21 protein-coding genes and 1 pseudogene are annotated in these 22,062 nt (G+C 68.6%); 11 read left to right on the forward strand and 11 right to left on the reverse strand.

The features are described from left to right. Window positions 1–121: 121 nt before the first annotated feature. The 4 genes from O6P37_RS25735 to O6P37_RS25750 form a co-directional block, all read right to left on the reverse strand. Window positions 122–715: a TetR/AcrR family transcriptional regulator gene (locus O6P37_RS25735; RefSeq protein ID WP_269896749.1), complete on the reverse strand. Its 594-nt coding sequence runs from the start codon at window positions 713–715 to the stop codon at window positions 122–124. A 218-nt stretch (window positions 716–933) separates the two neighbouring features. Next, complete coding sequence (locus O6P37_RS25740) at window positions 934–1,329, reverse strand: GyrI-like domain-containing protein (protein ID WP_269896750.1); 396 nt, start codon at window positions 1,327–1,329, stop codon at window positions 934–936. A gap of 254 nt (window positions 1,330–1,583) precedes the next feature. Further along, window positions 1,584–2,918 carry an RNA-dependent RNA polymerase family protein gene (locus O6P37_RS25745; RefSeq protein ID WP_269896751.1) on the reverse strand — a complete coding sequence of 445 codons (1,335 nt, stop codon included), beginning with the start codon at window positions 2,916–2,918 and terminating at the stop codon, window positions 1,584–1,586. Then, window positions 2,908–4,983 (reverse strand): hypothetical protein, encoded by a 2,076-nt coding sequence (locus O6P37_RS25750; protein ID WP_269896752.1) that lies wholly within the window; start codon window positions 4,981–4,983, stop codon window positions 2,908–2,910. The genes O6P37_RS25745 and O6P37_RS25750 overlap by 11 nt, the downstream gene beginning before the upstream one ends. Before the next feature lie 126 nt (window positions 4,984–5,109). On the opposite strand from O6P37_RS25750, the gene O6P37_RS25755 reads away from it, so the two are divergent. Further along, the gene (locus tag O6P37_RS25755; protein ID WP_269896753.1) at window positions 5,110–5,871 is read left to right on the forward strand and encodes a ribonuclease T2 family protein; all 762 of its coding nucleotides are present in this window, start codon (window positions 5,110–5,112) and stop codon (window positions 5,869–5,871) included. 56 nt (window positions 5,872–5,927) lie between these two features. Here the strand turns inward: O6P37_RS25755 and O6P37_RS25760 are convergent, their stop codons facing one another. Beyond that, window positions 5,928–6,842, reverse strand: coding sequence for a DMT family transporter (locus O6P37_RS25760; protein ID WP_408633253.1), 915 nt, complete (start codon window positions 6,840–6,842; stop codon window positions 5,928–5,930). A gap of 80 nt (window positions 6,843–6,922) precedes the next feature. On the opposite strand from O6P37_RS25760, the gene O6P37_RS25765 reads away from it, so the two are divergent. Continuing rightward, complete coding sequence (locus O6P37_RS25765) at window positions 6,923–7,357, forward strand: nitroreductase family deazaflavin-dependent oxidoreductase (RefSeq protein ID WP_269896755.1); 435 nt, start codon at window positions 6,923–6,925, stop codon at window positions 7,355–7,357. An 88-nt stretch (window positions 7,358–7,445) separates the two neighbouring features. Here the strand turns inward: O6P37_RS25765 and O6P37_RS25770 are convergent, their stop codons facing one another. Then, window positions 7,446–7,967 carry a YdcF family protein gene (locus tag O6P37_RS25770; protein ID WP_269896815.1) on the reverse strand — a complete coding sequence of 174 codons (522 nt, stop codon included), beginning with the start codon at window positions 7,965–7,967 and terminating at the stop codon, window positions 7,446–7,448. Window positions 7,968–8,141: 174 nt separating this feature from the next. Here O6P37_RS25770 and O6P37_RS25775 point away from each other — a divergent pair, with 174 nt between their 5' ends. Next, window positions 8,142–8,564 carry a pyridoxamine 5'-phosphate oxidase family protein gene (locus tag O6P37_RS25775; protein ID WP_269896756.1) on the forward strand — a complete coding sequence of 141 codons (423 nt, stop codon included), beginning with the start codon at window positions 8,142–8,144 and terminating at the stop codon, window positions 8,562–8,564. A gap of 3 nt (window positions 8,565–8,567) precedes the next feature. Here the strand turns inward: O6P37_RS25775 and O6P37_RS25780 are convergent, their stop codons facing one another. Beyond that, window positions 8,568–9,332, reverse strand: a complete 765-nt coding sequence (locus tag O6P37_RS25780) for a DUF3060 domain-containing protein (RefSeq protein WP_269896757.1) — start codon at window positions 9,330–9,332, stop codon at window positions 8,568–8,570. A 151-nt stretch (window positions 9,333–9,483) separates the two neighbouring features. Here O6P37_RS25780 and O6P37_RS25785 point away from each other — a divergent pair, with 151 nt between their 5' ends. From O6P37_RS25785 to O6P37_RS25795, 3 genes are all read left to right on the forward strand, one after another. Beyond that, window positions 9,484–9,702, forward strand: a complete 219-nt coding sequence (locus tag O6P37_RS25785) for a hypothetical protein (protein WP_269896758.1) — start codon at window positions 9,484–9,486, stop codon at window positions 9,700–9,702. Between the two features lie 45 nt (window positions 9,703–9,747). Then, window positions 9,748–10,206, forward strand: a complete 459-nt coding sequence (locus O6P37_RS25790) for a carboxymuconolactone decarboxylase family protein (RefSeq protein ID WP_269896759.1) — start codon at window positions 9,748–9,750, stop codon at window positions 10,204–10,206. A gap of 119 nt (window positions 10,207–10,325) precedes the next feature. Next, window positions 10,326–11,381, forward strand: a complete 1,056-nt coding sequence (locus tag O6P37_RS25795) for an LLM class flavin-dependent oxidoreductase (protein ID WP_269896760.1) — start codon at window positions 10,326–10,328, stop codon at window positions 11,379–11,381. Here the strand turns inward: O6P37_RS25795 and O6P37_RS25800 are convergent. Next, on the reverse strand, window positions 11,353–12,573 hold the full coding sequence (locus O6P37_RS25800) for an acetyl-CoA acetyltransferase (RefSeq protein ID WP_269896761.1): 1,221 nt from the start codon (window positions 12,571–12,573) through the stop codon (window positions 11,353–11,355). The genes O6P37_RS25795 and O6P37_RS25800 overlap by 29 nt on opposite strands. 51 nt (window positions 12,574–12,624) lie before the next feature. Here O6P37_RS25800 and O6P37_RS25805 point away from each other — a divergent pair, with 51 nt between their 5' ends. Together O6P37_RS25805 and O6P37_RS25810 are read left to right on the forward strand one after the other, a co-directional pair. After that, window positions 12,625–14,106 (forward strand): carotenoid oxygenase family protein, encoded by a 1,482-nt coding sequence (locus tag O6P37_RS25805; RefSeq protein WP_269896762.1) that lies wholly within the window; start codon window positions 12,625–12,627, stop codon window positions 14,104–14,106. Then, complete coding sequence (locus tag O6P37_RS25810; RefSeq protein WP_269896763.1) at window positions 14,103–15,047, forward strand: winged helix-turn-helix transcriptional regulator; 945 nt, start codon at window positions 14,103–14,105, stop codon at window positions 15,045–15,047. Before O6P37_RS25805 ends, O6P37_RS25810 begins: the two co-directional genes overlap by 4 nt. A 24-nt stretch (window positions 15,048–15,071) precedes the next feature. Here the strand turns inward: O6P37_RS25810 and O6P37_RS25815 are convergent, their stop codons facing one another. Continuing rightward, window positions 15,072–15,488, reverse strand: coding sequence for a hypothetical protein (locus O6P37_RS25815; RefSeq protein ID WP_269896764.1), 417 nt, complete (start codon window positions 15,486–15,488; stop codon window positions 15,072–15,074). A gap of 92 nt (window positions 15,489–15,580) precedes the next feature. Beyond that, window positions 15,581–17,077, reverse strand: coding sequence for a serine/threonine-protein kinase (locus O6P37_RS25820; protein ID WP_269896765.1), 1,497 nt, complete (start codon window positions 17,075–17,077; stop codon window positions 15,581–15,583). A gap of 138 nt (window positions 17,078–17,215) precedes the next feature. Between O6P37_RS25820 and O6P37_RS25825 the strand changes: the two genes are divergently transcribed. Then, a complete protein-coding gene (locus O6P37_RS25825; protein ID WP_269896766.1) occupies window positions 17,216–17,971 on the forward strand; it encodes an SDR family oxidoreductase in 756 nt (251 codons plus the stop codon). Window positions 17,972–17,974: 3 nt separating this feature from the next. Here the strand turns inward: O6P37_RS25825 and O6P37_RS25830 are convergent, their stop codons facing one another. Continuing rightward, window positions 17,975–18,403 (reverse strand): PPOX class F420-dependent oxidoreductase, encoded by a 429-nt coding sequence (locus O6P37_RS25830; RefSeq protein ID WP_269896767.1) that lies wholly within the window; start codon window positions 18,401–18,403, stop codon window positions 17,975–17,977. Window positions 18,404–18,513: 110 nt separating this feature from the next. Between O6P37_RS25830 and O6P37_RS25835 the strand changes: the two genes are divergently transcribed. Then, window positions 18,514–21,297 carry a helix-turn-helix transcriptional regulator gene (locus O6P37_RS25835; protein WP_269896768.1) on the forward strand — a complete coding sequence of 928 codons (2,784 nt, stop codon included), beginning with the start codon at window positions 18,514–18,516 and terminating at the stop codon, window positions 21,295–21,297. A gap of 70 nt (window positions 21,298–21,367) precedes the next feature. Next, window positions 21,368–22,025 (forward strand): annotated as a pseudogene (locus tag O6P37_RS25840) (nitroreductase). Window positions 22,026–22,062 lie beyond the last annotated feature (37 nt).

Here is a 22,062-nt window from a genome sequence, read left to right on the forward strand (position 1 = left end):
TCGACGGGCGGCGGCACGTTGGCAGGGCTCGGCGACCGGCGACCCGCCGGCTCGAGTCATATCAACTTCGTTGACAGTACGGTACGGGACCGTACTGCTCAACCCTTCGCTCGCGTCAAGATCATCGATTGTTGTGACGGGTGAGGCTGGGGATGAGCACGTTGTCCACGAGGTCGGTGACGGTGCGACGGGACGGGGCTCGGCCGTTCAGGAGGGTGCGGAAGATGAGGTAGCCCGGCAGCACGTCCCAGAGGTCCTCGGTGACGGCGGTCGAGGCGATCTCGCCGCGGTCGACGGCCCGGGCGAGAACGTGCGACATGAGCGCTTTGCGCTGGTCGAGGAACTGCTCCTGCATCGTGGCGGCGAGATCGGAGCTGCGGGAGACCTCCACGAGCACCGCACGGATGGTGCCCGCGTGGGTGCCGACGTGCTGGCGGATCGTCTCACCCAGCTTGAGCAGGTCGCCGCGCAACGTCCCGGTGTCCGGGTCGACGCCGACGTGCCGGGTGCCCTCCACGAAGGCGGCCAGCACGAGTTCGGCCTTCGTCGGCCACCGCTTGTAGAGCGTTGCCTTGCTCGCGCGTGCGGTCGTGGCGACCGCGTCCAAGGACAGCCGGTCGTAGCCGTGCTCCTGGAGCAACTCCAGGGTGACCGCCAGCAGCTCGCACTCCCGCGGCGACCACGGGGAGTCCACGTCTTCGAGGCTTCGGGTCACGCGGCTCCAATCGGCATGTGCGGACGAGTATCCGGCATTGTGCTCCACAGCGGACAAGATCGCACCAGTGTGGCCATCGGCGATGCCGGCGGGCCGATGCGTGAACCGAGCGCGTGCACTTGATGCCGATCTGGCGGCCGGCCCAGCACGAGCTCACTAGTCATCCGCTCTCGTCAACATATGTTGACGAGAGCGGGGAAGGCCGACGTCTCCGCAATTCAGGTGTTCGTCGGCCGGATCGGAATCCACAGCTCTTCTTCGGAGTCCGGACTGTCGGGTATGTACCGTTCACCCATGACGGCCAGGTGCGGACGGTCGTCAACGGTGTGGCCGGACTTCGGAATCCAGTCGCCGAAAATGTACCGATACGTCCCAGGGCCATCGGCAGCGGGACCTCGGTGCAGGAAGACCGCGTAGCGGCCGGCGGGCGAAAGCAACTGGTCCATGCCCGGCGGAGCTCCGACATCGTCGCTCACCGCGACCGCCGCCCACTTGACGAACGATGTGGCGGGGTCGAAGACGTCGAAGAAGCGCGGTGGATATTGCTCGATCGAATAGAGCTCGTCCCCATGACATGCGCGATCTCGCGGCGTCGGGGCATGAACGACCGCCACAGCGAGACCGTGACGTCGGTGTCGAACGACATCGTCGCGCTCACCCCGACGTAGGTCATCGGTGCGGCGTCTTCGAACCGCGGCTCGAGGCGCACTCCACTCCCATCTGGGCGCACGACAAGTAGGGGGCGCGGGGAAAAACGCCGAAAAAGAGAGACCGAAAGCCGCAACCTCTGTGGTCTCTCGGGATGACCGCACACGTGCGGGATCCGCGCCATCCTCAAGCTAGCCGCACGCCGCGACGTCCCGCAAGGTCACCGCGCATTGCGCAGAGCCACCAGCGACACCAGACCCAGCTCGCGGTACAGCAACTCCGGCGGAAGCTGCCGGAAGCCGCGGACGCCCGGGATGCCCGTCGCGGCCTGCGCGATCTTGCGGGCGATCCGGTAGTCGACGTCCTTGAGCGAGCCCCGGTCGGTGACCGCGTCGAGCAGCGCGGACAACCCGGCCACCGCGAACGGGCTCGTCGTGTCCAGCATGACGTTGGTGGCCGCGACGAGGTGGCGGGCCCGCTCACGCGCCGTCATCTGCGCCAGCGTCGGCGCCGCAGCATCGATCCGCGCCGCGATGCGAGCGACGAAGCGGCGCAACCGATGCGGGCCCAGCGTGACCGTGCCGGCTGACGTCACCGACATGCCGAGGCAGTCGATCCGGTCCCGGCCGCTATACGCCGGGTCGACCGGGCACGGACGGCCGTTCGCGCTCAGCGCTGTGCGGATCTCCTTGCTCAGCTTCCGCTTCACTCCCAAGTCCGCGACCAGCGTGTCGATGCGGGCGTCCGCCTCCTGGATCACCGCCAGGTCGGGATGGGCGATCATGAAGTCGTCGTTGTAGCGGGCGTAGAACACGCCGTCGAGGTCGCTGAGCGCCCGGTCCATCGGCACGACGGCGAGGTTCCCCAGGAGGGGAACCAGGGGAGTGCCCATCGCGACTCCGTTCAGGCGGGTGAATTCTGAGCCGTCCTCGTCGCGCACCACCGGACGCACCAGCGTGGTGATCAGATCCCAGGCGGCAGCGCCGATCTCACCGCCGGCGCTGCCCAGCGACGCCACCTCCCGCAACGTGTGCCACAGCGCGGCGTCCGGACCGACCGGCAGGTTGTCGCCGTACTTCTCGAAGTCGGACTGCAGCACGTACAGCGGCCCACCCCTCGGTCCGACCCGCTCGCGGTGAGCACGGATGAACGCGGCGAACGCCCGCATCGCCCCGACGTTCGTCAGGCCCGGCAGGTAGGACCAGACACCCGGCAGCCCGTAGCAACGGGCGTTGTTCGACAACACCTTGAACAGCGCCGAACCGACGACGTGGTCGACAAAGCCCGCCAGGTGGGCGGTGCGGCGCTTGCCGCCGGTTTCGAGGAACCACAGGTCGACGGGCTGGGGCCGGTAGGTTCCGTCGGCGATGCTGGTGGCGATGGCCCGGGACAGCTTCTTGCGGTCTGTCGCCGCGTCGAAATAGCTGACGTTAGAGCACACCTCGTTGAAGCCGAGGCCCTGTTCGTTGCGCTTGGCGTAGATGCGCAGGATCGTGGACTCGTACGTCGCGGGGTCGACCAGGCAGCGGTCGATGTCGACGGGTTCAAGCGCCATGGCCGGCGCCGTCCCACTGGCCGAGTCGCCACGCCCGCAGTGTCCGCAGCCAGCGCTGGAACGGCGCCGGCTCGGGGTCCGGCGGCAGCAGGAAGATCATCCGCACCTTGTTCTCGTGGAAGATCGGCGACAGCCAGCGGCCCGCCACCGACACCACCAACGCGTCGTCGTCGAGGCTCTTCATGGCCGACGGCAGGATCGCCGGGACCAGGTCCTCGTCGAGCGTCCGCATGACCCGGGCGCCCGCGCGGGTGTCCAGATCGGCGACCGTCCCGTCGGGGAAGATGTCGAGGAACTCCGGCCCGAGGTGGTCTGGGCTCTGCGGTGCTCGCGGCACTCCCGCAATGGGTTTGATCCACTGGGCGGTGACGATGCGGTCGAGCGCGTCACTGCCGTCAGCCGCCGGGTCCTGCCAGTACCGGCCCCTGTTCGCGGCGCCGCCTGTGACGGTCTGCACCTCGAGGTGGGGTTGCCGGTCCGGGTCGATCGCCGACTCGCGCTGGTAGAAGACCAGAGACGTCGCCGAGTAGAACGCGAGACATCCACTGCCCGTCAATGTGTTTCGCATCGTATCGACGGCGGCTGATCGCTGCCGCTGCGGGATCCACTCCGGAACGGTGATGGTTCCGGCGCGCACGGGTTCCGACTCGCCAGCCAGTGCGCGGATCCAGTCGCCGAGCGGCAACTGAGTGGCCGGCGGCGGGGTGCGGTCCTCGAGGTGTTGGACGTTGATGTGCACGATCAGCAGGACGATCATCGCCGCGGTCAACTCGAGGAGGTCCGAAGCGGGATTCACGTCGATCCACACGAGCGCGAACAGCAGGCCGGAGAACACGATGGTCAGGTTGAGTGCGTGGAACCGGCCCTCGGCGAATAGCCGGATCTGATAGGTGCCGATGAAGCTGCGCACGATGAAGAGCGGCAGCAGCGCCAGTAGGAACCCGAACGGGATGCCGGGCAGCACGAACAGCCCCAGCAGCACGGCCAGCCCCCAGAAGTACAGCGTGACCACCGGCGTGATGAGCAGGAGCCGGTGGAAGAAGAACAACCGGTACTCCCGCAGCGCCGGAATGCGCCGCAGCCGAACGAAATCGAAGTAGAACACGGCCGTGGCCTCGTAGGCGCCGCGCAACAGCGGGAGCACCAGGTAGAAGAACTGGAAGGCGTCGATGTCGCGCCACGCCTCGAACCCGGCGGTCAGATCGAACGAGCGCGTGCTGGTGCCGTAGATCCCGGCGATCGCGAGGACGGCGATGGCGTCCAGCCGCAGGCCGAGCCCCGCCAGCGTGGTGTCCACACCCTGCCGGAACGGGATCGAGGGCAGGCGGGCACGCAACGGCCGCGCTGCCCGGTGACTCGGCGTGACGCCGTTGAGCCGGTACAGGCGCAACGTGTAGTGGACGGTGATCCAGATGGAAAGAGCGTTGGAGGCGATGATCGCGACCACCACCGCGGCGGTCGGATAGAACATCGCCCCGGCGCCGATCACCACGACTTGCACGACCGTCGGGGCGAACAGCGACCACAGCGGCCGCCAGATCCGCCGGGTGGCGAACATGCCGGAGTGCAGCACCCGCACCGGCATTCGCAGCGCGAGCTCGATGACGACCAGGAACGCGTAGAGCATTCCCATCGGGTCGCCGTCGGAGGGCAGCAGCGACAGCACCACCACCGCGCCGGCGACGGCCACGGTGGTCGCCGCGATCACCGACAGCACCAGCCAGCTGCCGATCTCGCGTTCGACGGCGTCGCGGTCGCGGGTCAGGGAGAACGCGCGCAGACGTTCGCGCATCACCTCCAGCAGCCCCCACCAGGCGCCGCTGACGATGAGGCTGCCGACGCGCAGGATCATCACCGTGAACGCCGCCAGCCCACCGAGGGCGGTGAGGATGATCAGGAACTCGGCGACGTGGACGACGAACGCGATGCCGTCCACCACCAGCGCGTAGCGCAGGCGGTAGCGGAAGTACTCGAACATCCTGCCGGTCAGCAGGCAGGCGTACAGCGAGACCGTGCGTTGCCTGCGGCGGCCGGTGCGGTCGAACCACCGGTCGATGTCGTTCACCCGTTGTTCCTCCACGACGGCGACACGTCCGCACACCTTTCGTCGGCGATCGCGCAACGACGAGGCGTTGCCGTGGGAGGCTGGTGCCTCGGGTGACCTGCTTTTCCCTGCCTAGAAGGGTGCGCCATGCGGCGGAGTGACGCAGCCGTATTGTCGATTTCCGCGGCGCTGGCCGCGGTCGTCGTCGCTGCGGTCACCTACAGCGTGACCGTGCTCGATCGGACGCCGAACCCGTCGGCGCTGGTGTCCGACGAGAGCGCCGCGAGTTGGCTGGTGCTCACCTGGGCGCCCAGCTTCTGCACCGTCGAACCGCGGAACGAGGCGTGCGAGTCCGGCGAGGTCGGCACGGTGGGCCGGACGCTGGTGCTGCACGGCCTGTGGCCGCAGCCGCGCGACCGCCAGTACTGCGGATTGCCAGGGCAGTTGCGGGACAGGGAGTCCGAGCTGCCGCCCGTGCAGTTGTCGGACGAGACGCGGGACCGGCTGCGGTCGACGACGGTCGACACGGCGTCACTGGTGCACCACGAGTGGTACACCCACGGCACGTGTGCGGGGGTCTCGCCGGACGCCTACTTCGGCGATGCGACGACGCTGACCGACGAGGCGCGCGAGGCCCTCGACCCGGTGTTGCGCGACCCGCCGGGCGGGCGGCTGACGCTGGCCGCCGTCCGTGCGCGTGTCGACGACACCTTCGGCGCGGGGACAGGCGAGCGGGTCGGGCTGGGCTGCCGGAACGCGGCCGGGGCGGGAGCCGTCGTCGTCGAGGTGCGGCTGTCGCTGCCGCCGGTGGTCGCGCTGCGGGACTCCGACGGAGCCGTGTCCTTGGCGGAGTCGCTGCGCGAGGGTCCGCCGATGCCGGCGCAGTGCAGGCACGGCAGCGTGCCGTAGACGGCGTCCGTCAACGAATGTTGACGCGCGCAGGACGTTTGTGTCCCGAGAATTGTTCAGCGACCGGTGGCCTCGGGCGTGGGTGCCGGCGCCGGCCGACGGCGGGTGAGTGCGACACCGGCCAACGCCAGCGCGCCGCCGACGAGTGCCAGCGCCGTGGGAATCTCCCGAAGGAACACCCACGAGACGGCGATGGCCACCGCCGGGACCGCCAGCGTTGTCGCGGCCATCGCCCCGGCGTTCGTGCGGCTCAGGGCGAAGGCCCACGTCGTGAATGCCACCGCGGTCGGCCCGATGCCGAGGTACACCGCACCCGCGACGGCGCCCGCGGAGGCCGCCCGCATCTCGTCGATCGCCTGGGGGGCGAAGGGAAGTGTCGCCACCATGCCCACGACACATCCGAGCCAGGTCGCGGTCATCGCGTCGACCGTGCGCAGCGTGACCTTCTGCAGCAGCACACCCGCGGCGTACAGCACCGCCGCGAGTAGGCCGAGAACCACGCCCAGCCAGTCGTTCTCGGCGCCTCCCGAACTCGACACCGCGATCAGCGCGACACCGAGGAACGCGATGACGATGCCCGCGATCAGTTGCCGCGGGAACCCCTCGCCGAGGAACAGTCCCGCGAGGACCGCGACGATGACGGGGGCGAAGTTGACCAGCAGGGCGGCGGTTCCGGCGTCGAGATGCTGTTCCGCCCAGTTCAATACCACTATGTACCCGGCGAACCACAGCAGCCCGTAGCCGGCGATCAGCGCCAGCGCCCGGCCGCGGGGAATCGACACCCGGCGGTACGCGAGCGCGATGCCGACCAGCAGGACGGCGCCGACGACGAGGCGCACGAACGCGAGCGGCCCCGGCGACAACTCAGTGCCGACCGCCCGGATGACGACGAACGCAGATCCCCACAGCAGGACGGTGATGACGGCGGCAGCGATCGCGAGCCGGTCGGCGGTGTCGGGGCGCACGGCCAACTCCACCACGGGCGGCGACGACGCGACAAACGGTTTATGCGCACTGGTATGCGCCAAGCGCGCCGTGCCACCATCGAGGTATGGCCGACGACGACATGCAGTCCGAGCGCGAGTTCAACCGACAGAACATCGAGGAGTTCCGCAACAACGGTGGCAAGGTGGGCGGCCAGTTCGAGGGCTTTCCGCTCATCATCATGACCTCGACCGGCGCCAAGTCCGGCACCGAGCGGGAAAGCCTGATCGCCTACTTCGACATCGACGACAAGCTCTACGTCGTCGGCTCCGCCGCCGGCCGCGACGCCAGCCCGGGTTGGGTGTTCAACCTGCGCGCGAACCCCGCCGTCACCGTCGAGATCGGCGACAACCCGCGCAGGCCTTACACCGCCCACGAGCTGGCGCGGGACGAGCGCGACCGTGTCTTCGAGATCGTCAAGGAGCGCGCGCCGGGCTTCGCCGAGTACGAGAAGCGCACCGACCGCGTCATCCCGATCTTCGAACTCGCACCCGTCGCCTAGCGGCCGCCCGCCCTACGTTGACTTTGCTTCCAGAGCGCCCGCCACTCGCACTTCGGCGCCCTCAGTGCAAAGTCAACGCACCGGGGCGCTAACTGACGCCGATGAACGGACTGATCGCGTCGCGTGCGAACTGGAAGACATTGGCCTGCGGGCTGCCGTCCGGGTAGCTCACCGTGGCGAGCACGTTGCCGCCGGCGTCGATGAAGTTCGTGTCCGCACGATCCTGATGCGTCGACGACGTCACCAAGATGATCCCCGTCGCTCCGGCGTTCTTGGCCAAGGGCACGGAGAACCGGGCGTTCTGCACCGTGCTGTTCGCCCGGTCCTCGACGATGATCCGGTTCGGCGGCAGTCCGAGCGTCGTCAGCATCTGCCGCATCTGCGCGGCTTCGGTCACGCCGTTGCGCGGATTGCCGCCCGTGACGATCACCGGCGACTGCGGAAAGAACTGCGCCACCGTCAAACCCGTCAACACCCGGCGCCGCAGGATCGTGCGCATCGACCCGTCCGGGTTCAGCCCGTATCCGAGGATGACGATCGCCGGCTTCCTGAAGTCCTTCGTCGCCGCTGCCGGCTGGGCCTGCGCGACGGGCGCCGACACGTCACCCATCACCGCGGCAGCCGCCAGTGCGACCGCCCCCAAGGCGGCCTTCCACCCGTTCCGCACCCGACCTCCCCGACACGCCGACTCAATGATCTTGATCAGTTACTGATGTTGTGATCGTGTCTCGAGGGGCTGCTGTTACACAGGAATGAGACCGGCGCCACAATCGTTGGCACCGGCATGGCGAAGATGACGAGCGACGAACGCGAGACCTACCTGTCCGAACTGCACGTGGGAGTGATCGGCGTCGAGCGGCCCGACCGCGCTCCATTGGTCGTTCCGATCTGGTACTGGTACGAGCCGGGCGGCGAAGTCGTGCTCTGGACCGAGGCGGACTCCATCAAGCTCAAGCTCATTCGTGACGCCGGCCGGTTCGCCATCACCGCGCAGGACGAGCAGCCGCCCTACCGTTACGTCACCGCCGAGGGCGACGTCACCGGCATCGAGCCCGCCACCGACGAGGCCGTCCGCAAGATCGCCATCCGCTACCTCGGCGACGAGGAGGGCAACCAGTTCACCGACCAGAACCTCACCGACACATCGGTACTGATCCGGATGCGGCCGACGCGCTGGCTCAGCACGGACTACACCAAGGAGGGGTGAGCGTCAGCCCTGCCTGATGACGTTCGAGTCGGTGACGTGGCCGATCTCCGGCGACCCCGACTTATAGATGATCGTGTTGTCGAAGCCCGACGCGCTGATCTGAGCCGACGAGTCGACCGTGATCTCGTTGTTGACGCCCGACGCGGACACCACCGCGCACTCGCCCGTGATCGTCACGACGTTCGCCACGCCGCTGATGTTGACGATGCCGTCGTCGCAGTTGACCGTCGTGACGGTCTGAATGCCGGACACGTTCACCGACTCGCCCGGCCCCGCCTCGAGCGTCTCGCTGGTTCCCGGCAACCCCGGTAGCCCGCTCGGTATGCCGGGGATCCCGCTCGGCAGCACTGGCATCGACGGGATCTGCGGCACCTGCGGCTCGTCGAGCAGCCCGCCGCCACCGGCCACCGTCGGGTTGCCGGACATCGGGCCGTCGGCGGGTCGCATCGCGAAGTAGATGAGCGCGCCGGCGCCGGCGATCAGCAGCATCACCACGACCGCCGCGAAGACGGCCCACCCTGCCTTCGAACTCGAATGCGACACCGTCGGCGCCATCGAATACGGCGTCGGGTAGCCGGGCGGCGGAGGCGGGGGTGGGTAGTGCTGCTGGGTGGTGTACGGCTGGGTGGTGTACGGCTGGGTCGTGTACGGGTCGGTTGGGTACGGCGTCGAGTACGACTGTGTGCCCAGTTCGGAGTTCTGCGCGCGGTCGGCCAACGGACGCTCGAGGTCCCGAATCCGGGCTTCCGGGTCGTCGTTCGGGTCCATAACCGCAGATGTTCCCACATCTAGATCAACGGCGGGGCTGAAGCGCTTGGCGGACTGTTCATTCCGGCGGCAACATCGTTAGATGATCTAGTTGTGATCCGGATCACGAACACGTTTAATTGTGTTCGCCACCACAACGGAAAGGCCGCTGATGGACGCCCTGAACCACGGGTCACTCTCCTCGCGCTCAGTTGCTGCGCATGACCGTGCCCCGCTGGATCCGCGCTGGGTGTTCGGCTTCGTTCTGGCGATCATCGGCGTCGTCGCTGCGATCTCCGGCGTTGTGGTCGCCGTCATGATGGGCCAGACCACCGTCGCCATCATCATCGGCATCGTCGCCGGCGCGTTCTTCGCCCGCATCGCTGTTTAGCCACGTTCGCCTGCGCGGCGGGCGACTCTGCGTAGCATCGGCGCGGTGGACACCGCGCACCTGCACATCGACAAGCAGACACCCGAGGCCTACAAGGCGCTGATCGGTGTCGCGACCAGCGTGACCTCCGTAGCCAAGGACGCCGGCATGTCGCGTGGCCTCATCGAACTCATCAACGTGCGGGTGTCGCAGATCAACGGCTGCCCGTCGTGCCTCGAGGTGCACGTCCGCCGCGCGAGCGGCGCCGGCGTGAGCGTCAAACAACTTGCGACACTGTCGGTCTGGCGTGACACCGAGCTGTTCGACGACCGCGAGCGGGCCGCGCTCCGCCTCGCCGAGATCACCACCACACTGCCGGACCACGACACCGCCGAGCGCGAATACGCCCGCGCGCGCGAGGTTCTCGACGACGACGAACTCTCCGCCGTCATCTGGGTCGCCACCGCCATGAACGCGTTCAACCGGGTGTCGATCCTCAGCCGTCACCCCGTCAAGCCCGACTAGGGCGCGCCGACCGGCCGGCGCCCGGGAGGAATACCGGACGGCTCCTGTCGTTGCAGATATCAGCGACGACACGGCCAGTCGTCGGCTGCGCGACCCGCAGACGCGAAAGGACGGTCCCGGTGACCCCGCTGACGGCAATGGAGCTAGGCGTGTGGACGGACTTCCGGCCGGAACCCGGCGACCGGGAAGGCCGGCGACGATACGGCGAGGCGGTCGCCGAAGCTCGGCTCGCTGATCAGCTGGGCTTCAGTTCGTTCGCCACCACTGAACAGCACGGCGTCGACGACGGCTATCTGCCCGCACAACTGCCGGTGCTCGCCGCACTCGGCGTGGCGACCGAGCGGATCCGGTTGATGACGAATGCGCTGCTACTCCCCCTACATCCGTGGCGCCACGTCGTCGAGCAGTCGATCGTCGCCGATCTGCTCAGCGGTGGACGCCTGTCGCTCGGGGTGGCCGCCGGTGGCTACTCGCGCGAGTTCGACCTGTTCGGCGTGGACTTCGGCAGCCGTGGCGACATGATGGAGCGCGGGCTGCGATTCCTGCGTCAGGGGTTCGCCGAGGGGACGCTGCCCGACGGGCCGGGCGGGGCCGACGTGCCCGTGTTGCCGCGGCCGGTGCAGGAGCGGATTCCGGTGTACCTGGGCGGCGGCGCGCGGCGGGTCTTCGACCGGGCCGCACGGTTGGCCGACGGCGTCATCCCGGTGGACTTCTTCGACCCCGATCACGCATTCGCGGAGCTGTGGTCGGACCGGTTGGCGCCGGCGATGCAGCAGCACGGCCGCACCCTCGGCGACTTCCGATTCACGATCAATGTGCCGCTTTGGGCGTCCGAGGATCCCGAGCGTGACTGGGAGACGTTCTACCGCAGCGCGATCGAGTATCAGTACCGCCAGTACGAGAACTGGGCGGGCGACCCGTCGAAAGTCGGTGTCAAAGCAGACTCGGAAACGCCGTGGCGCCGGGAGTCGATGCTCGTCGACACCCCCGAGAACATTGCACGCCGCCTCCGCGAGATACGCGCCTCGGCTCCCTTCCATGAGGTGGTGTTCTGGTACCGGATACCGCGCATTGGGCACGACCGCGCCATGCGACACCTGGAGTTGGTGGCGCGGGAGGTGCTGCCCCGGATTCGCGAGGCGGAACTCAGCCCGGCGCCCCCACCACGAAGCTGATCGTCGTCGCCGTGCTGCCGCCGAAGTTCAACGTGCCGAACGTTCGGGCGCCCTCGACCTGATATTCGCCGGCCGTCCCGCTCACCTGCCTGGCGGCGTCCACCAGCATCCGCACTCCCGTCGCGCCGACCGGATGGCCGCCACCGATCAGGCCGCCCCCCGGATTGATCGGCAACCGCCCGCCGAGCGCGATGTCGCCGTTCTCGATCGCCTTCCACGACTCGCCCGGGCCCGTCAGCCCGATGTGGTCGATCGCCATGTACTCACTCGGCGTGAAGCAGTCGTGCACCTCGAAGCCGTCGACGTTGTCGAGACTCACCTGCGCCCGGCCGAACGCATCCTGCACCGTCGCGTGTACATGGGGCATCACATACGGCGACTCCGGATCCCGGCCCAGCTTCTGCGCCAGTCCCAACCCGACCGTGCGGTGACCCCAGCCCCTGATCCGCGCCAGTGGCCGTACCGCCGGGTTCGCCCGCAGATAGGTGTCGGTCACCAGCACCACGCCAGCGCCGCCGTCGGTCAACTGCGTGCAGTCCGATCGCCGTAGCCGTCCCTCCACCCGAGGATTCGCCTCGTCGTCGTCACCGTCCACCGTCAGGTCCGGTAGCGACCACGCCCGCGTCTGTGCATTCGGATTGCGCTTGGCGGCAGCGAAGTTCGTCGAAGCGATCGCATGAAGGTGTGCATGGTCGAGGCCCCACCGCCGGTCGTACTCGTCGGCCACCCGCGAGAACACGTACGCCCACATGTTGTCCGCGTCGACCTTCTCGTGCCCCGTCCACGCCGCCGCCCCCAGGAACTCCGCGCCGACCCGGCCGGGCACCGTCTTCTCCAGCTCCAACCCCACGACGAGCGCCACCTCGTGAAAGCCTGCCCGCAACTCCGCGACCGCGCCGAGCACCGCCGCGCTGCCCGACGCGCACGCCGCCTCGTGCCGCGACGCAGGCACACCCCACAACTCGTCGTTCACCGTCGCCGGCATCGCCCCGAGATGCCCCTGCGCGCTGAACATCTCGCCGAAGGCGTTGCCGACGTGCACCGTCCCGGCGTCGCGACCACTCAGGCCCGACGATGCCAGCGTCCCGTCGACCACCTCCCGTGCGAGGTCGGCGTAGTCCCGGCCCTCGCGCGTGAGGTTGCGGGCGAAATCGCTCTGGTACGCCCCGGCGATCCAGATGTCCTCAGCCATGCCCCTATGGTTCAGTTGACAGAGTGACTCTGTCAACCATAGTTTGAACTCATGCGGGTCGAACTGCTCAACACCCACGCGTCGACGCTGCCCGCGGATGACGCCCACCGCTACCGCACCGGGCCGTGGCGCCCTCAGCTCAACGAGTGGCGCGCCGACGACCTCGACGTCGTCCAGGGCGAGATCCCCGAAGATCTCGACGGTGTCTACCTGCGCAACACCGAGAACCCGCTGCACCCGCCGATCGAGAACTACCACCCCTTCGACGGCGACGGCATGATCCACCTCGTCGAGTTCCACAACGGAACTGCCAACTACCGCAACAGGTTCGTCCGTACCGACGGCTTCCTCGCCGAACAGGACGCCGGCGAATCGCTGTGGGCCGGCTTCCTCGAGATGCCGGGATCGGCCAAGCGGGACGACGGCTGGGGCGCCCGCACCCGGATGAAGGATGCCTCGAGCACCGACATCGTGGTGCACCGCGGCATGGCGCTGTCGAGCTTCTACATGTGCGGCGACCTCTACCGCGTCGACCCGTTCACCGCCGACACCGCGGGCAAGGAGGACTGGGTCCCCGAGTGGGGCGTCTCGGCGCACCCGAAGGTCGACCCCGTCACCGGCGAACTGCTGTTCTTCAGCTACAGCAAGGAGGAGCCGTACCTGCGCTACGGCGCCGTCGACAAGGACGGCAACCTGCTGCACACCACCGACGTCCCGCTGCCCGGCCCGCGCATGCCGCACGACATGGCCTACACCGAGAACTACGTGATCCTCAACGACTTCCCGCTGTTCTGGTCGCCCGAACTGCTCAAGCACGACGTGCACGCCCCGGCATGGCACCCCGACCTGCCGTCGCGGTTCGCCGTCGTCCCGCGCCGCGGCGACCAGTCGAAGGTCATGTGGTTCGAGACCGACCCCACCTACGTGCTGCACTTCACCAACGCCTACGAGGACGGCGACGAGATCGTCCTCGACGGCTTCTTCCAGGGCAACCCGTCGCCGTCCACCAAGGGTGCGAAGTCACTGGAGGACGCCGCCTACCGATACCTCGCGCTCGACGCCTTCGAGTCCCAGCTGCACCGGTGGCGGTTCAACCTGACGACCGGCACGGCCACCGAGGAGCGCCTCGGTGACCACCTCACCGAATTCGGGATGATCAACGGCGACTACCAGACCCGCGACTACCGCTACGTCTACGCCGCCACCGGCAAGCCCGGCTGGTTCCTCTTCGACGGCCTGGTCAAACACGACCTGCGGGCCGGCACCGAGGAGCGGATCACGTTCGGCGACGGCGTGTTCGGCAGCGAGACCGCGATGGCGCCGCGGGTCGGCTCCACCGGCGAGGACGACGGCTACCTGGTCACCCTCACCATGGACATGAACGACGACGCCTCCTACTGCGTGGTCTACGACGCCGCCCGCATCGGCGACGGCCCGGTCTGCAAGCTGCGGCTGCCCGAACGCGTCTGCAGCGGCACGCACTCCACCTGGGTGGCCGGCGCCGAGCTGCGGCAGTGGCACACCATGCGATGAGCTCGCCCTTCGAGCTGCAGGCCGGCGACACCAACGCCATCGGACGGGCACTCGCCCTGCTCGGCGACGAGTGGACCCTGCTGCTGGTACGCGAATCACTGCTAGGTGCAACTCGATTCAGCGACTTCGCGGTACTGCCGATCTCCAACGCCGTGCTCACGGGCCGGCTGCAGGCCATGGTCCGCGACGGGCTGCTGCAGCGCGAGATCTACCAGCAGCAGCCGCTGCGCGCGGGATACGTCGCCACGCCGGAGGGCCGCGCGCTGTGGCCGATGCTCGTCGCCATCTGGCAGTGGGAACGCACATGGTCCGACCACCGCACCGACGCGCTGCCCGACATGCACCACCGCGACTGCGGCCACGATTTCTCACCTGTCCTGCACTGTGCGCACTGCGGTGAGACCGTCGAGTCGCAGGACATCACCGGGCAGTGGGGGCCGAGCGGCGGCTGGCAGCGCTCGGTGCCGCGGGCGGCCACCCGGCGGCGCACAGGCAGCGACCCCGCCGGCCTGTTCCCCGACACGATGGCCATCGTCGGCAACCGGTGGTCCTCGGCGGTGATCGGCGCCGCGTTCCTCGGCACCCGACGGTTCAGCGACTTCCAGAACCGACTCGAGGCGCCCGGTGCGCTGATCGCCGACCGGCTGCGGGCGTTCTGCGACATCGGCGTGCTGCAGGCCGCCGCGCATCCGAAGCGCGCCGACTGGTCGGAGTACCACCTGACGCCGAAGGGGCGGGCGTTCTTCCCCGTCGTCGCGACGGCGATCCACTGGGCGCAGGCCCACTACTCCTCACCCGAGGGTCCGGCGCTGCTGATGACCCACGACGGCCACGACTTCACACCGCAGCTCGCGTGCGACCAGTGCTCGGCGGTGCTGACGGGCGACGGCATCGAGGTGCATCCGGTCGACGGTGACGCCGTCGACCTCGGCTCCGCCTGAGGACGGGCTTCGGGGGAGGCAGGTTCAGATGGGATCGAAGGCGCCGACCCGCCAAACCCCGTCGATGCGTTGCAGTCCCACGCGTACAGCACTCGCCGCCTTCTTCGGCGGCTCGGTGCCTGCAGTCGTCGTCTGATTGACGTAGACGAGCACAGACGCGGCCGAGTCGCCGAGGGCGACGACGCCACCTCGCACGACAGTGGCGGTGGTGGTCACCTGCTTCTGCCGGGCGGCCGGAATGACGGTCCTATTCATGAAATCGACGTAATAGTCCAGAAATTCACCGGTGAGCAGCGTCTCGGCGGTCGACGCATTCTGTTCGACGGTTTCCGGCGTGTAACTCAGGATCTTGACGGTGGCGTTCGTCGCGGCCTCGACGACTTCCTGGCGCGCCGCCACGTGGTCTGCCGGTGACGTCACGGCGCGGTTCTTGACCGTCATCTGCCAGCCACCGAGCAAGACCGCAGAAATCGTCCCTGCGAGCAGAACGCTGACGAGTGTCCACCACAGTGGTCCGGGTCTGGTCGAGGGCGTCACGAAACGAACTCGACTCGTGAGATCTTGAATTCTTCAGCCTGCTTCACCACCGTCATGTCGAGCCGCCAACCTCGCGGCTCCTGATCCTGCCCCGCATTGTTCGTGACCGTCGAGTTGGCAGCCACCAGAACCGTGGCTTCCGGGGGCTCGAAGGAGTCGAGTGCGGCTTCGGAAACGGTCGCCTTGGTGGTGACGCCGGCCTCGCGGGCAGTCTGCGTGAACTCGCCCCGCCGTTGGAGGAAGTCGTCCCGGAACTGGCCGGTGGACCCGTCGATGATGCGTTGAACGTCGTCGTCTGCCGTCGTCGCGGTCAGACTCATGAGGTCGACGGTGAAGGACTTCGCCGCCTCGACGTATGGCTGCCATTCTGGCTCGCCTGCGCTGGGGCTCTCCCGGGTGAACTGCAGGCCGGCGAATGCTGCCGCACCCGCCAACAGGATGGCCAGAAGCAGGGGGACGGCCACTCGTGCTCGTTGTGGACGCCGCGTCGGCGGTTGACCGTTGGCCTGGGGGTAACTTGTCCATCCGGCCTGCGCCAGCTCAGTCGGTGCAGTCGAGAATGACTGGGGGTAGGGCCATGCCGTGGTGGGGGTCGCCTGCGTCGAGGCGGCGGGATCGATCGGCCGCGCCGCCGCCGATTCCGGCGGGTCGTAGGGGAGCGCCGCGGTGAACGCCCTGGCGAAGTCGGAACATGTCGGGAACCGGTCGGCGGGTTGCTTGGCCAACGCTCTTCCCAGAACGGCATCGAGAGCGGCGAGGTGAGGGTGTGTTGTCCCTAGGGTCGGTGGCGGCGCGCTCAGGTGCCGACTGATGACGGCGGCCTGGTTCGCCCCGGGAAACAGGCGGGCACCGGTGAGGAGCTCGTACGCCGAGGCTGCCAGCGCGTACTGATCTGCCCGGCCGTCGACGTTCTCGCCCATCAGCTGCTCCGGGGCAGCGTAGGCCACTGTGCCCACGGTCATGTTGGTGTCCGTCAAACCGCTGATCTCGTGCAGCGGCCGGGCAATGCCGAAATCGGCGAGCAGGATGCGACGCTCACCGATGTCGTCCAATTGGGACACCATGATGTTGGCTGGTTTGACGTCCCGATGCAGCATCCCTCGTTTGTGCGCATAGTCCAGTGCGCTCGCGATAGCTGACACGATCGCGTCCACCGCCGGTGCCGGCAAGCCATGCGGATAGCGCTCGGTCAGCAGGCGAGCCGCATCGGTGCCATCGACGAAGTCCATGGTGATCCACAGCTGACCGTCGAATTCACCGCGATCGTGAATACCGACGATGTGCGGATGCCAAAGGCTCGCAGCCAGATCCGCCTCGCGGTTGAACCGCTCGCGGAAGGTCGAATCCGCCAAGAGTCCGGCGGGCAGCACCTTCATCGCATCTCGGCTGGGCAACCGCGGGTGGTCCACGAGGTAGACCACACCCATGCCACCGGCGCCGAGCGCACTGACGACCTTGTACCCGGCGAACACGTCCCCCGCGGACATCCCCATCACGGAATAGTAGCCAGAAGCGCAGAGTGTCCATCAGAGACTGTGCTCACCAACAAAGTGCTCCAGCCCGGGATGAATCCGCGGGCGGCCATCCGTTCTGGCGGTCGAGAAGGACGCCACAGCGGAAGGAACGCCATCATGAAGATCGTCGTCATCGGAGGAACCGGCCTCATCGGCCGCAAGGTCGTGCAGGACCTGACCGAACACGGCCACGACGCCATCTCCGCATCGCCGAGCAGCGGCGTGAACACCGTGACCGGAGAGGGCCTCGCCGACGTCTTCACCGGCGCCGACGTCGTCGTCGACGTCTCCAACTCACCGACCCTCGACGACGCGGCGATGGACTTCTTCACCGCCGCGACCACCAACGTGCTCGCCGCCGAGGCCGCGGCCGGCGTCAAGCACCACGTGGCGCTCTCGGTGGTGGGCACCGACCGGCTGGCCCCGCAGAGCGGCTACTTCAAGGCCAAGCTCGCCCAGGAGAAGCTCATCGCCTCCGGCGCAACGCCTTACACGATCGTGCATGCCACCCAGTTCTTCGAGTTCGTCGGCACCATCGCCGACTCGGCCACCGAGGGTGACACGGTCCGGCTGCCGAACGCTAAGTGGCAGCCGATGGCGTCGGCCGATGTCGCCGAGGCCGTCGCGATCGCCGCCGTGGGTGAGCCGCAGAACCGCATCGTCGAGATCGGCGGCCCGGAGCGCTTCGGCCTCGACGAGCTCGTCCGCACCGCGCTGGCCGCCAAGGGTGACCCGCGCACGGTCGTCACCGACCCGGCGGCACGCTACTGGGGTGTCGACATCGACGACGACACCCTGGTGCCCGGCGACGGCGCGACCCTGTTCGACACCCGCTTCGCCGACTGGGTCCGCGAGACGGTCGCCTCCCGGTAGCCGTCAGTCGGCGACGTCGAACGCCGCGATCACCTTGGTCGGGGTGATCCGGACGACGAGCTCACCGGGGACGCCGTTGCGGGCTCCGTACTGCGGACCGAGTTCCTCGCCCATGTAGCGCGTCGCGATCCGCGTCGCGATGTCGAGGATGTCGGGATCGTCGTCGGTGAGCGCCGCGATCCCCTGGACCTGGACGAAGGAGAACGGCGGCCGCTCGTCGTCGACGACCAGCACCACCCGCGGATCTCGTTGCAGCGCACGGCCCTTCGCGGTGTTCTTCCCGGTGTTGATCACCAGCTGCCCGCCTTCGACGAGGAACCAGACGGGTGCGATCAGGGGCCTGCCGTCGGCCGCGACATAGCCGAGCTTGCCGGTGCGGGTGCCCTCTGACAGGAACGCAACGACCTCGTCGCTCAACGAATCGGATGCCATCTTGCCATGATGCCCGAGATCTGCGAGTCACGTCAGCCCCGCGCAGGGGGCTGACGCCGACCTGGGATAGGCGTACGGTTATCCGCGAAACGAAACCAGCGATGGCGCGGATGGCAAACACAGGTCGGGGTCAGGGACTGCGCGGGCGTGGCGACGAATGTGAGCAGCTTCGTCGCCTGCTGTCGAGCGCGCGGTCGGGCAGCGGTCAGGTGTTGGTGCTGCGTGGCGAGGCCGGTGGCGGCAAGACCGCACTGCTGGAGTACCTGATCGCTCAGGCCCGCGGCTTCAGCGTCACGCATGTCGCGGGCGTGGAGTCCGACATGGAACTCGCGTTCGCCGGCCTCCAGCAACTCTGCTCCCCGTTGATGACGCACGTCGACGGGCTGCCCGAACCCCAGCGTGACGCGCTCGCCGTGGCGTTCGGCCGCGGTGTCGGGCCGGTCCCCGACCGCTTCCTCGTCGGCCTCGCGGTGCTGAGCCTGCTGGCGGCGGCCGCCGAACAGCAACCGCTGCTGTGCGTCATCGACGACGCGCAGTGGCTCGACCAGGTGTCGACACAGGTGCTCGGATTCGTCGCACGACGGCTGCTCGCCGAGCCGGTGGCCCTGGTGTTCGCTGCACGAGACCACGGCGCCGAGGTGCTGCACGGACTACCCGAACTCGAGGTCGGCGGCCTCTCTGACAGCGACGCCCGCGAACTGCTCGACAGTGTGGTCCTCGGGCGCATCGACGAGCGGGTGCGCGACCGCATCATCGCCGAGACCCGGGGCATCCCGCTGGCCGTGCTCGAGGTGCCGCGTAACGTCTCCGTGGCCGAACTCATCGGTGGCTTCGAGACATCGACCACGCGCCCGTCCGCGGGTCACGTGGAGGAGAGCTTCGTTCGCCGCATCGCGTCGCTTCCTCGCGACACCCGACTGCTGGTGCTCGCCGCGGCCGCGGAACCGGTGGGCGACGCCGGTTTGCTCTTACGCGCCGCGGCCGCCCTGGACATTCCGGTCGACGCACTGGCGCCCGCCGAGGCGGCCGGGGTCATCGAGTTCGGTCCGCGCATCCGGTTCCACCATCCGCTGGTGCGGTCGGCCGCCTACCGCGCGGCGGACCTGGCCGACCGCAGGGCGGTACACCGCGCGCTGGCCGAAGTCACCGACCCGCAGCTGGACCCGGACCGGCGGGCGTGGCACGCGGCGAACGCCGCCCTGAGTCCCGACGACGAAGTCGCCGCGGAACTCGAGGCGTCCGCAGGCCGGGCGCAGAGCCGCGGCGGGATCGCCGCCGCGGCGACCTTCCTCGAGCGCGCCGTCGCCCTCAGTGCCGACCCGCGGCTGCGCGGTGCCAGGGCGCTCGTCGCCGCCAGGGCGAAGTGTGACGCGGCGGCTTACGAAGCGGCATACGAGTTGCTCGCGATCGCCGAACTCAGCCCGCTGAGCGAACTGCAGCGTGCCGAAATGGCCCGGCTGCGCGCCCAGATGGAGTTCACCCGCGGCCGTGGCGGCGAGCCCGGGGCGCCGCAGGTCTCGGCGGCGGCCGCTGACCTGATCGATGCTGCGCGGCGATTGCAGACGATCGACGACGAGTCGGCACGGGAGGCGCACCTCGAGGCTTTGGCGGCGGCGATGTACGCGTCGCAATGCGCGCCGCCGGGCGCACTGGTCGCGGCCGCCGAGTCGGCCCGGCATGCGATCGACAACGCGGCCGATCCACACCGCCCCACCGACCTCCTGCTCAGCGGCATGGCCGACCTGATCACCGGCGGCCTGACCGACGGGGCCGACCGACTGCGCACCGCACTCGAATCATGGTGCACCCATGCGCAGCGCAACGACGGCGAGGCGCTGCGGTGGTTGTCGCTGGCGTTCCCGATCGTCCAGGAATCCGCGACGGGCGAATTGTGGGACGACGAGATCATGCATCGCCTCGCGACGGCGATGGTCCGCAATGCGCGCGACGCCGGCGCGCTCGCCACGCTCCCGTCCGCACTCGCGTTCCGCGCCGGAGTGCACGTGCTGGCCGGTGAGTTCGACGACGCGGCAACCTTGTTGGAAGAAGCCGATGCCATCTCGGCCGCGACGAATCACAAACCGGTGAAATACCACCGGCTGCATCTGTCGGCGTGGCGTGGGAATCCCGACGAGACCGCGGCGCTGATCGACGTCGCCACCGACATGGCCTCCGCCAAGGGGGAGGGCCGGTTGCTCGGCCTCACCGGATACACCACGGCCATCCTCCACAACGGCCTCGGCCAGTACGAGGAGGCGTTCGCCGGCGCCCGCCGAACCTGCGCGAGCAACGATCTCGGCTTCTCCGGCTGGTGTCTGGTCGAGATGACCGAGGCCGCCGCGCACCTTGGCGAACGCGATGCCGCCGAGGATGCGGTGGCTCGGCTCGAGCGCCGCGCCGCCGACAGCGGCACCGACTGGGGCCTCGGCGCGCTGGCCGGCGCCCAGGCGCTGCTCGCCGACAACGAGGAAGCCGACGCGCTGTTCACCGAGGCCATCAAACGCCTCGAGCGCACGCGGGTGGTGACCCAGCTCGCGCGCACCCAGCTGCGGTACGGCGAATGGTTGCGCCGCAGCCACCACACAACCGAGGCGCGAAAGCACCTCGGCCGTGCGCACGAGACGTTCAGCCGGATGGGGGCGCAGGCGTTCGCGGAGCGCGCCCGCCGCGAACTGGTGGCCGCCGGAGAGAAGGTCCGCAGGCAACCGATGCGATCGGGCGATGAGCTCACGTCCCAGGAATCGCAGATCGCCCGCCTCGCCGCCGACGGTCTCACCAACCAGGAGATCGGCGCGCAGCTGTTCCTCAGCACCCACACCGTCGAATGGCACCTGCGCAAGGTGTTCGTCAAGCTCGGCATCAGCTCGCGCAGACAGCTGCGCACGTTGACGTGAGACTCGACCGGGGTGACGACCACGAACTTTCCGGGGTCCCCATGACCGCCGCTGCGACCACGCTTGACCCATGGACGTCTACGAGGCAGTGACCACCCGCCGCGCGGTCCGCGGATTCACCGACCGCCCGGTGCCGAGAGAGACCCTGGAGAAGGTGTTGTCGGCGGCGGCGTGGGCCCCGTCGGGATCGAACATCCAGCCGTGGCACATCTACGTGCTGACGGGTGACCCGCTGGCCCGGCTCAAGAAGATCGCGGTGGAGCGGGTCGCCGCAGGAGACCCGTGGGACGAGCGCGAATACGTCATGTACCCGCCCGACATGAGGTCCCCTTATGCCGACCGGCGCGCGGCGTTCGGCAAGGAGCGCTACGCCGCGCTGGGCATCGAGCGCGACGACTGGGAGGCCCGCATCCGCGCCGCGATCGGTAACTGGGACTGCTTCGGCGCCCCGGCTGCGCTGTTCTGCTACATCGACCGCGGCCTCGGGGTGGCCCAGTGGTCGGACCTCGGCATGTACCTGCAGAGCGTGATGCTGCTGCTGCGCGCCGAGGGGCTGCCCGCAGATGGCGTGGTCGCAGGTGCGTGAGACGGTCGCCGACGCCACCTCACCGCCCGAGCACCTGATGCTGTTCTGCGGTATGTCGATCGGCTACGAGGACATCACCAAGGCGCTTCCCCGCACCGGCCGCGCGCCGCTCGCCGAGACCGTCACCTTCATCACCGACTGACGGCCGACCGGATCCTGCCGGTAGGGTCGTCGCCACG

This window comes from Mycobacterium hippophais, from assembly GCF_027529605.1.
In the GTDB taxonomy this organism is placed as follows: domain Bacteria; phylum Actinomycetota; class Actinomycetes; order Mycobacteriales; family Mycobacteriaceae; genus Mycobacterium; species Mycobacterium arseniciresistens.

Bases quoted from the DNA above. Each gene is read 5' to 3' on its own strand.
- O6P37_RS25745 (WP_269896751.1), bottom strand. From the start codon at position 2,918: ATGGCGCTTGAACCCGTCGACATCGACCGCTGCCTGGTCGACCCCGCG.
- O6P37_RS25755 (WP_269896753.1), top strand. From the start codon at position 5,110: ATGCGGCGGAGTGACGCAGCCGTATTGTCGATTTCCGCGGCGCTGGCC.
- O6P37_RS25765 (WP_269896755.1), top strand. From the start codon at position 6,923: ATGGCCGACGACGACATGCAGTCCGAGCGCGAGTTCAACCGACAGAAC.
- O6P37_RS25770 (WP_269896815.1), bottom strand. From the start codon at position 7,967: ATGGGTGACGTGTCGGCGCCCGTCGCGCAGGCCCAGCCGGCAGCGGCG.
- O6P37_RS25775 (WP_269896756.1), top strand. From the start codon at position 8,142: ATGGCGAAGATGACGAGCGACGAACGCGAGACCTACCTGTCCGAACTG.
- O6P37_RS25780 (WP_269896757.1), bottom strand. From the start codon at position 9,332: ATGGACCCGAACGACGACCCGGAAGCCCGGATTCGGGACCTCGAGCGT.
- O6P37_RS25785 (WP_269896758.1), top strand. From the start codon at position 9,484: ATGGACGCCCTGAACCACGGGTCACTCTCCTCGCGCTCAGTTGCTGCG.
- O6P37_RS25800 (WP_269896761.1), bottom strand. From the start codon at position 12,573: ATGGCTGAGGACATCTGGATCGCCGGGGCGTACCAGAGCGATTTCGCC.
- O6P37_RS25805 (WP_269896762.1), top strand. From the start codon at position 12,625: ATGCGGGTCGAACTGCTCAACACCCACGCGTCGACGCTGCCCGCGGAT.
- O6P37_RS25810 (WP_269896763.1), top strand. From the start codon at position 14,103: ATGAGCTCGCCCTTCGAGCTGCAGGCCGGCGACACCAACGCCATCGGA.
- O6P37_RS25815 (WP_269896764.1), bottom strand. From the start codon at position 15,488: ATGACGGTCAAGAACCGCGCCGTGACGTCACCGGCAGACCACGTGGCG.
- O6P37_RS25820 (WP_269896765.1), bottom strand. From the start codon at position 17,077: ATGGGGATGTCCGCGGGGGACGTGTTCGCCGGGTACAAGGTCGTCAGT.
- O6P37_RS25825 (WP_269896766.1), top strand. From the start codon at position 17,216: ATGAAGATCGTCGTCATCGGAGGAACCGGCCTCATCGGCCGCAAGGTC.
- O6P37_RS25830 (WP_269896767.1), bottom strand. From the start codon at position 18,403: ATGGCATCCGATTCGTTGAGCGACGAGGTCGTTGCGTTCCTGTCAGAG.
- O6P37_RS25835 (WP_269896768.1), top strand. From the start codon at position 18,514: ATGGCAAACACAGGTCGGGGTCAGGGACTGCGCGGGCGTGGCGACGAA.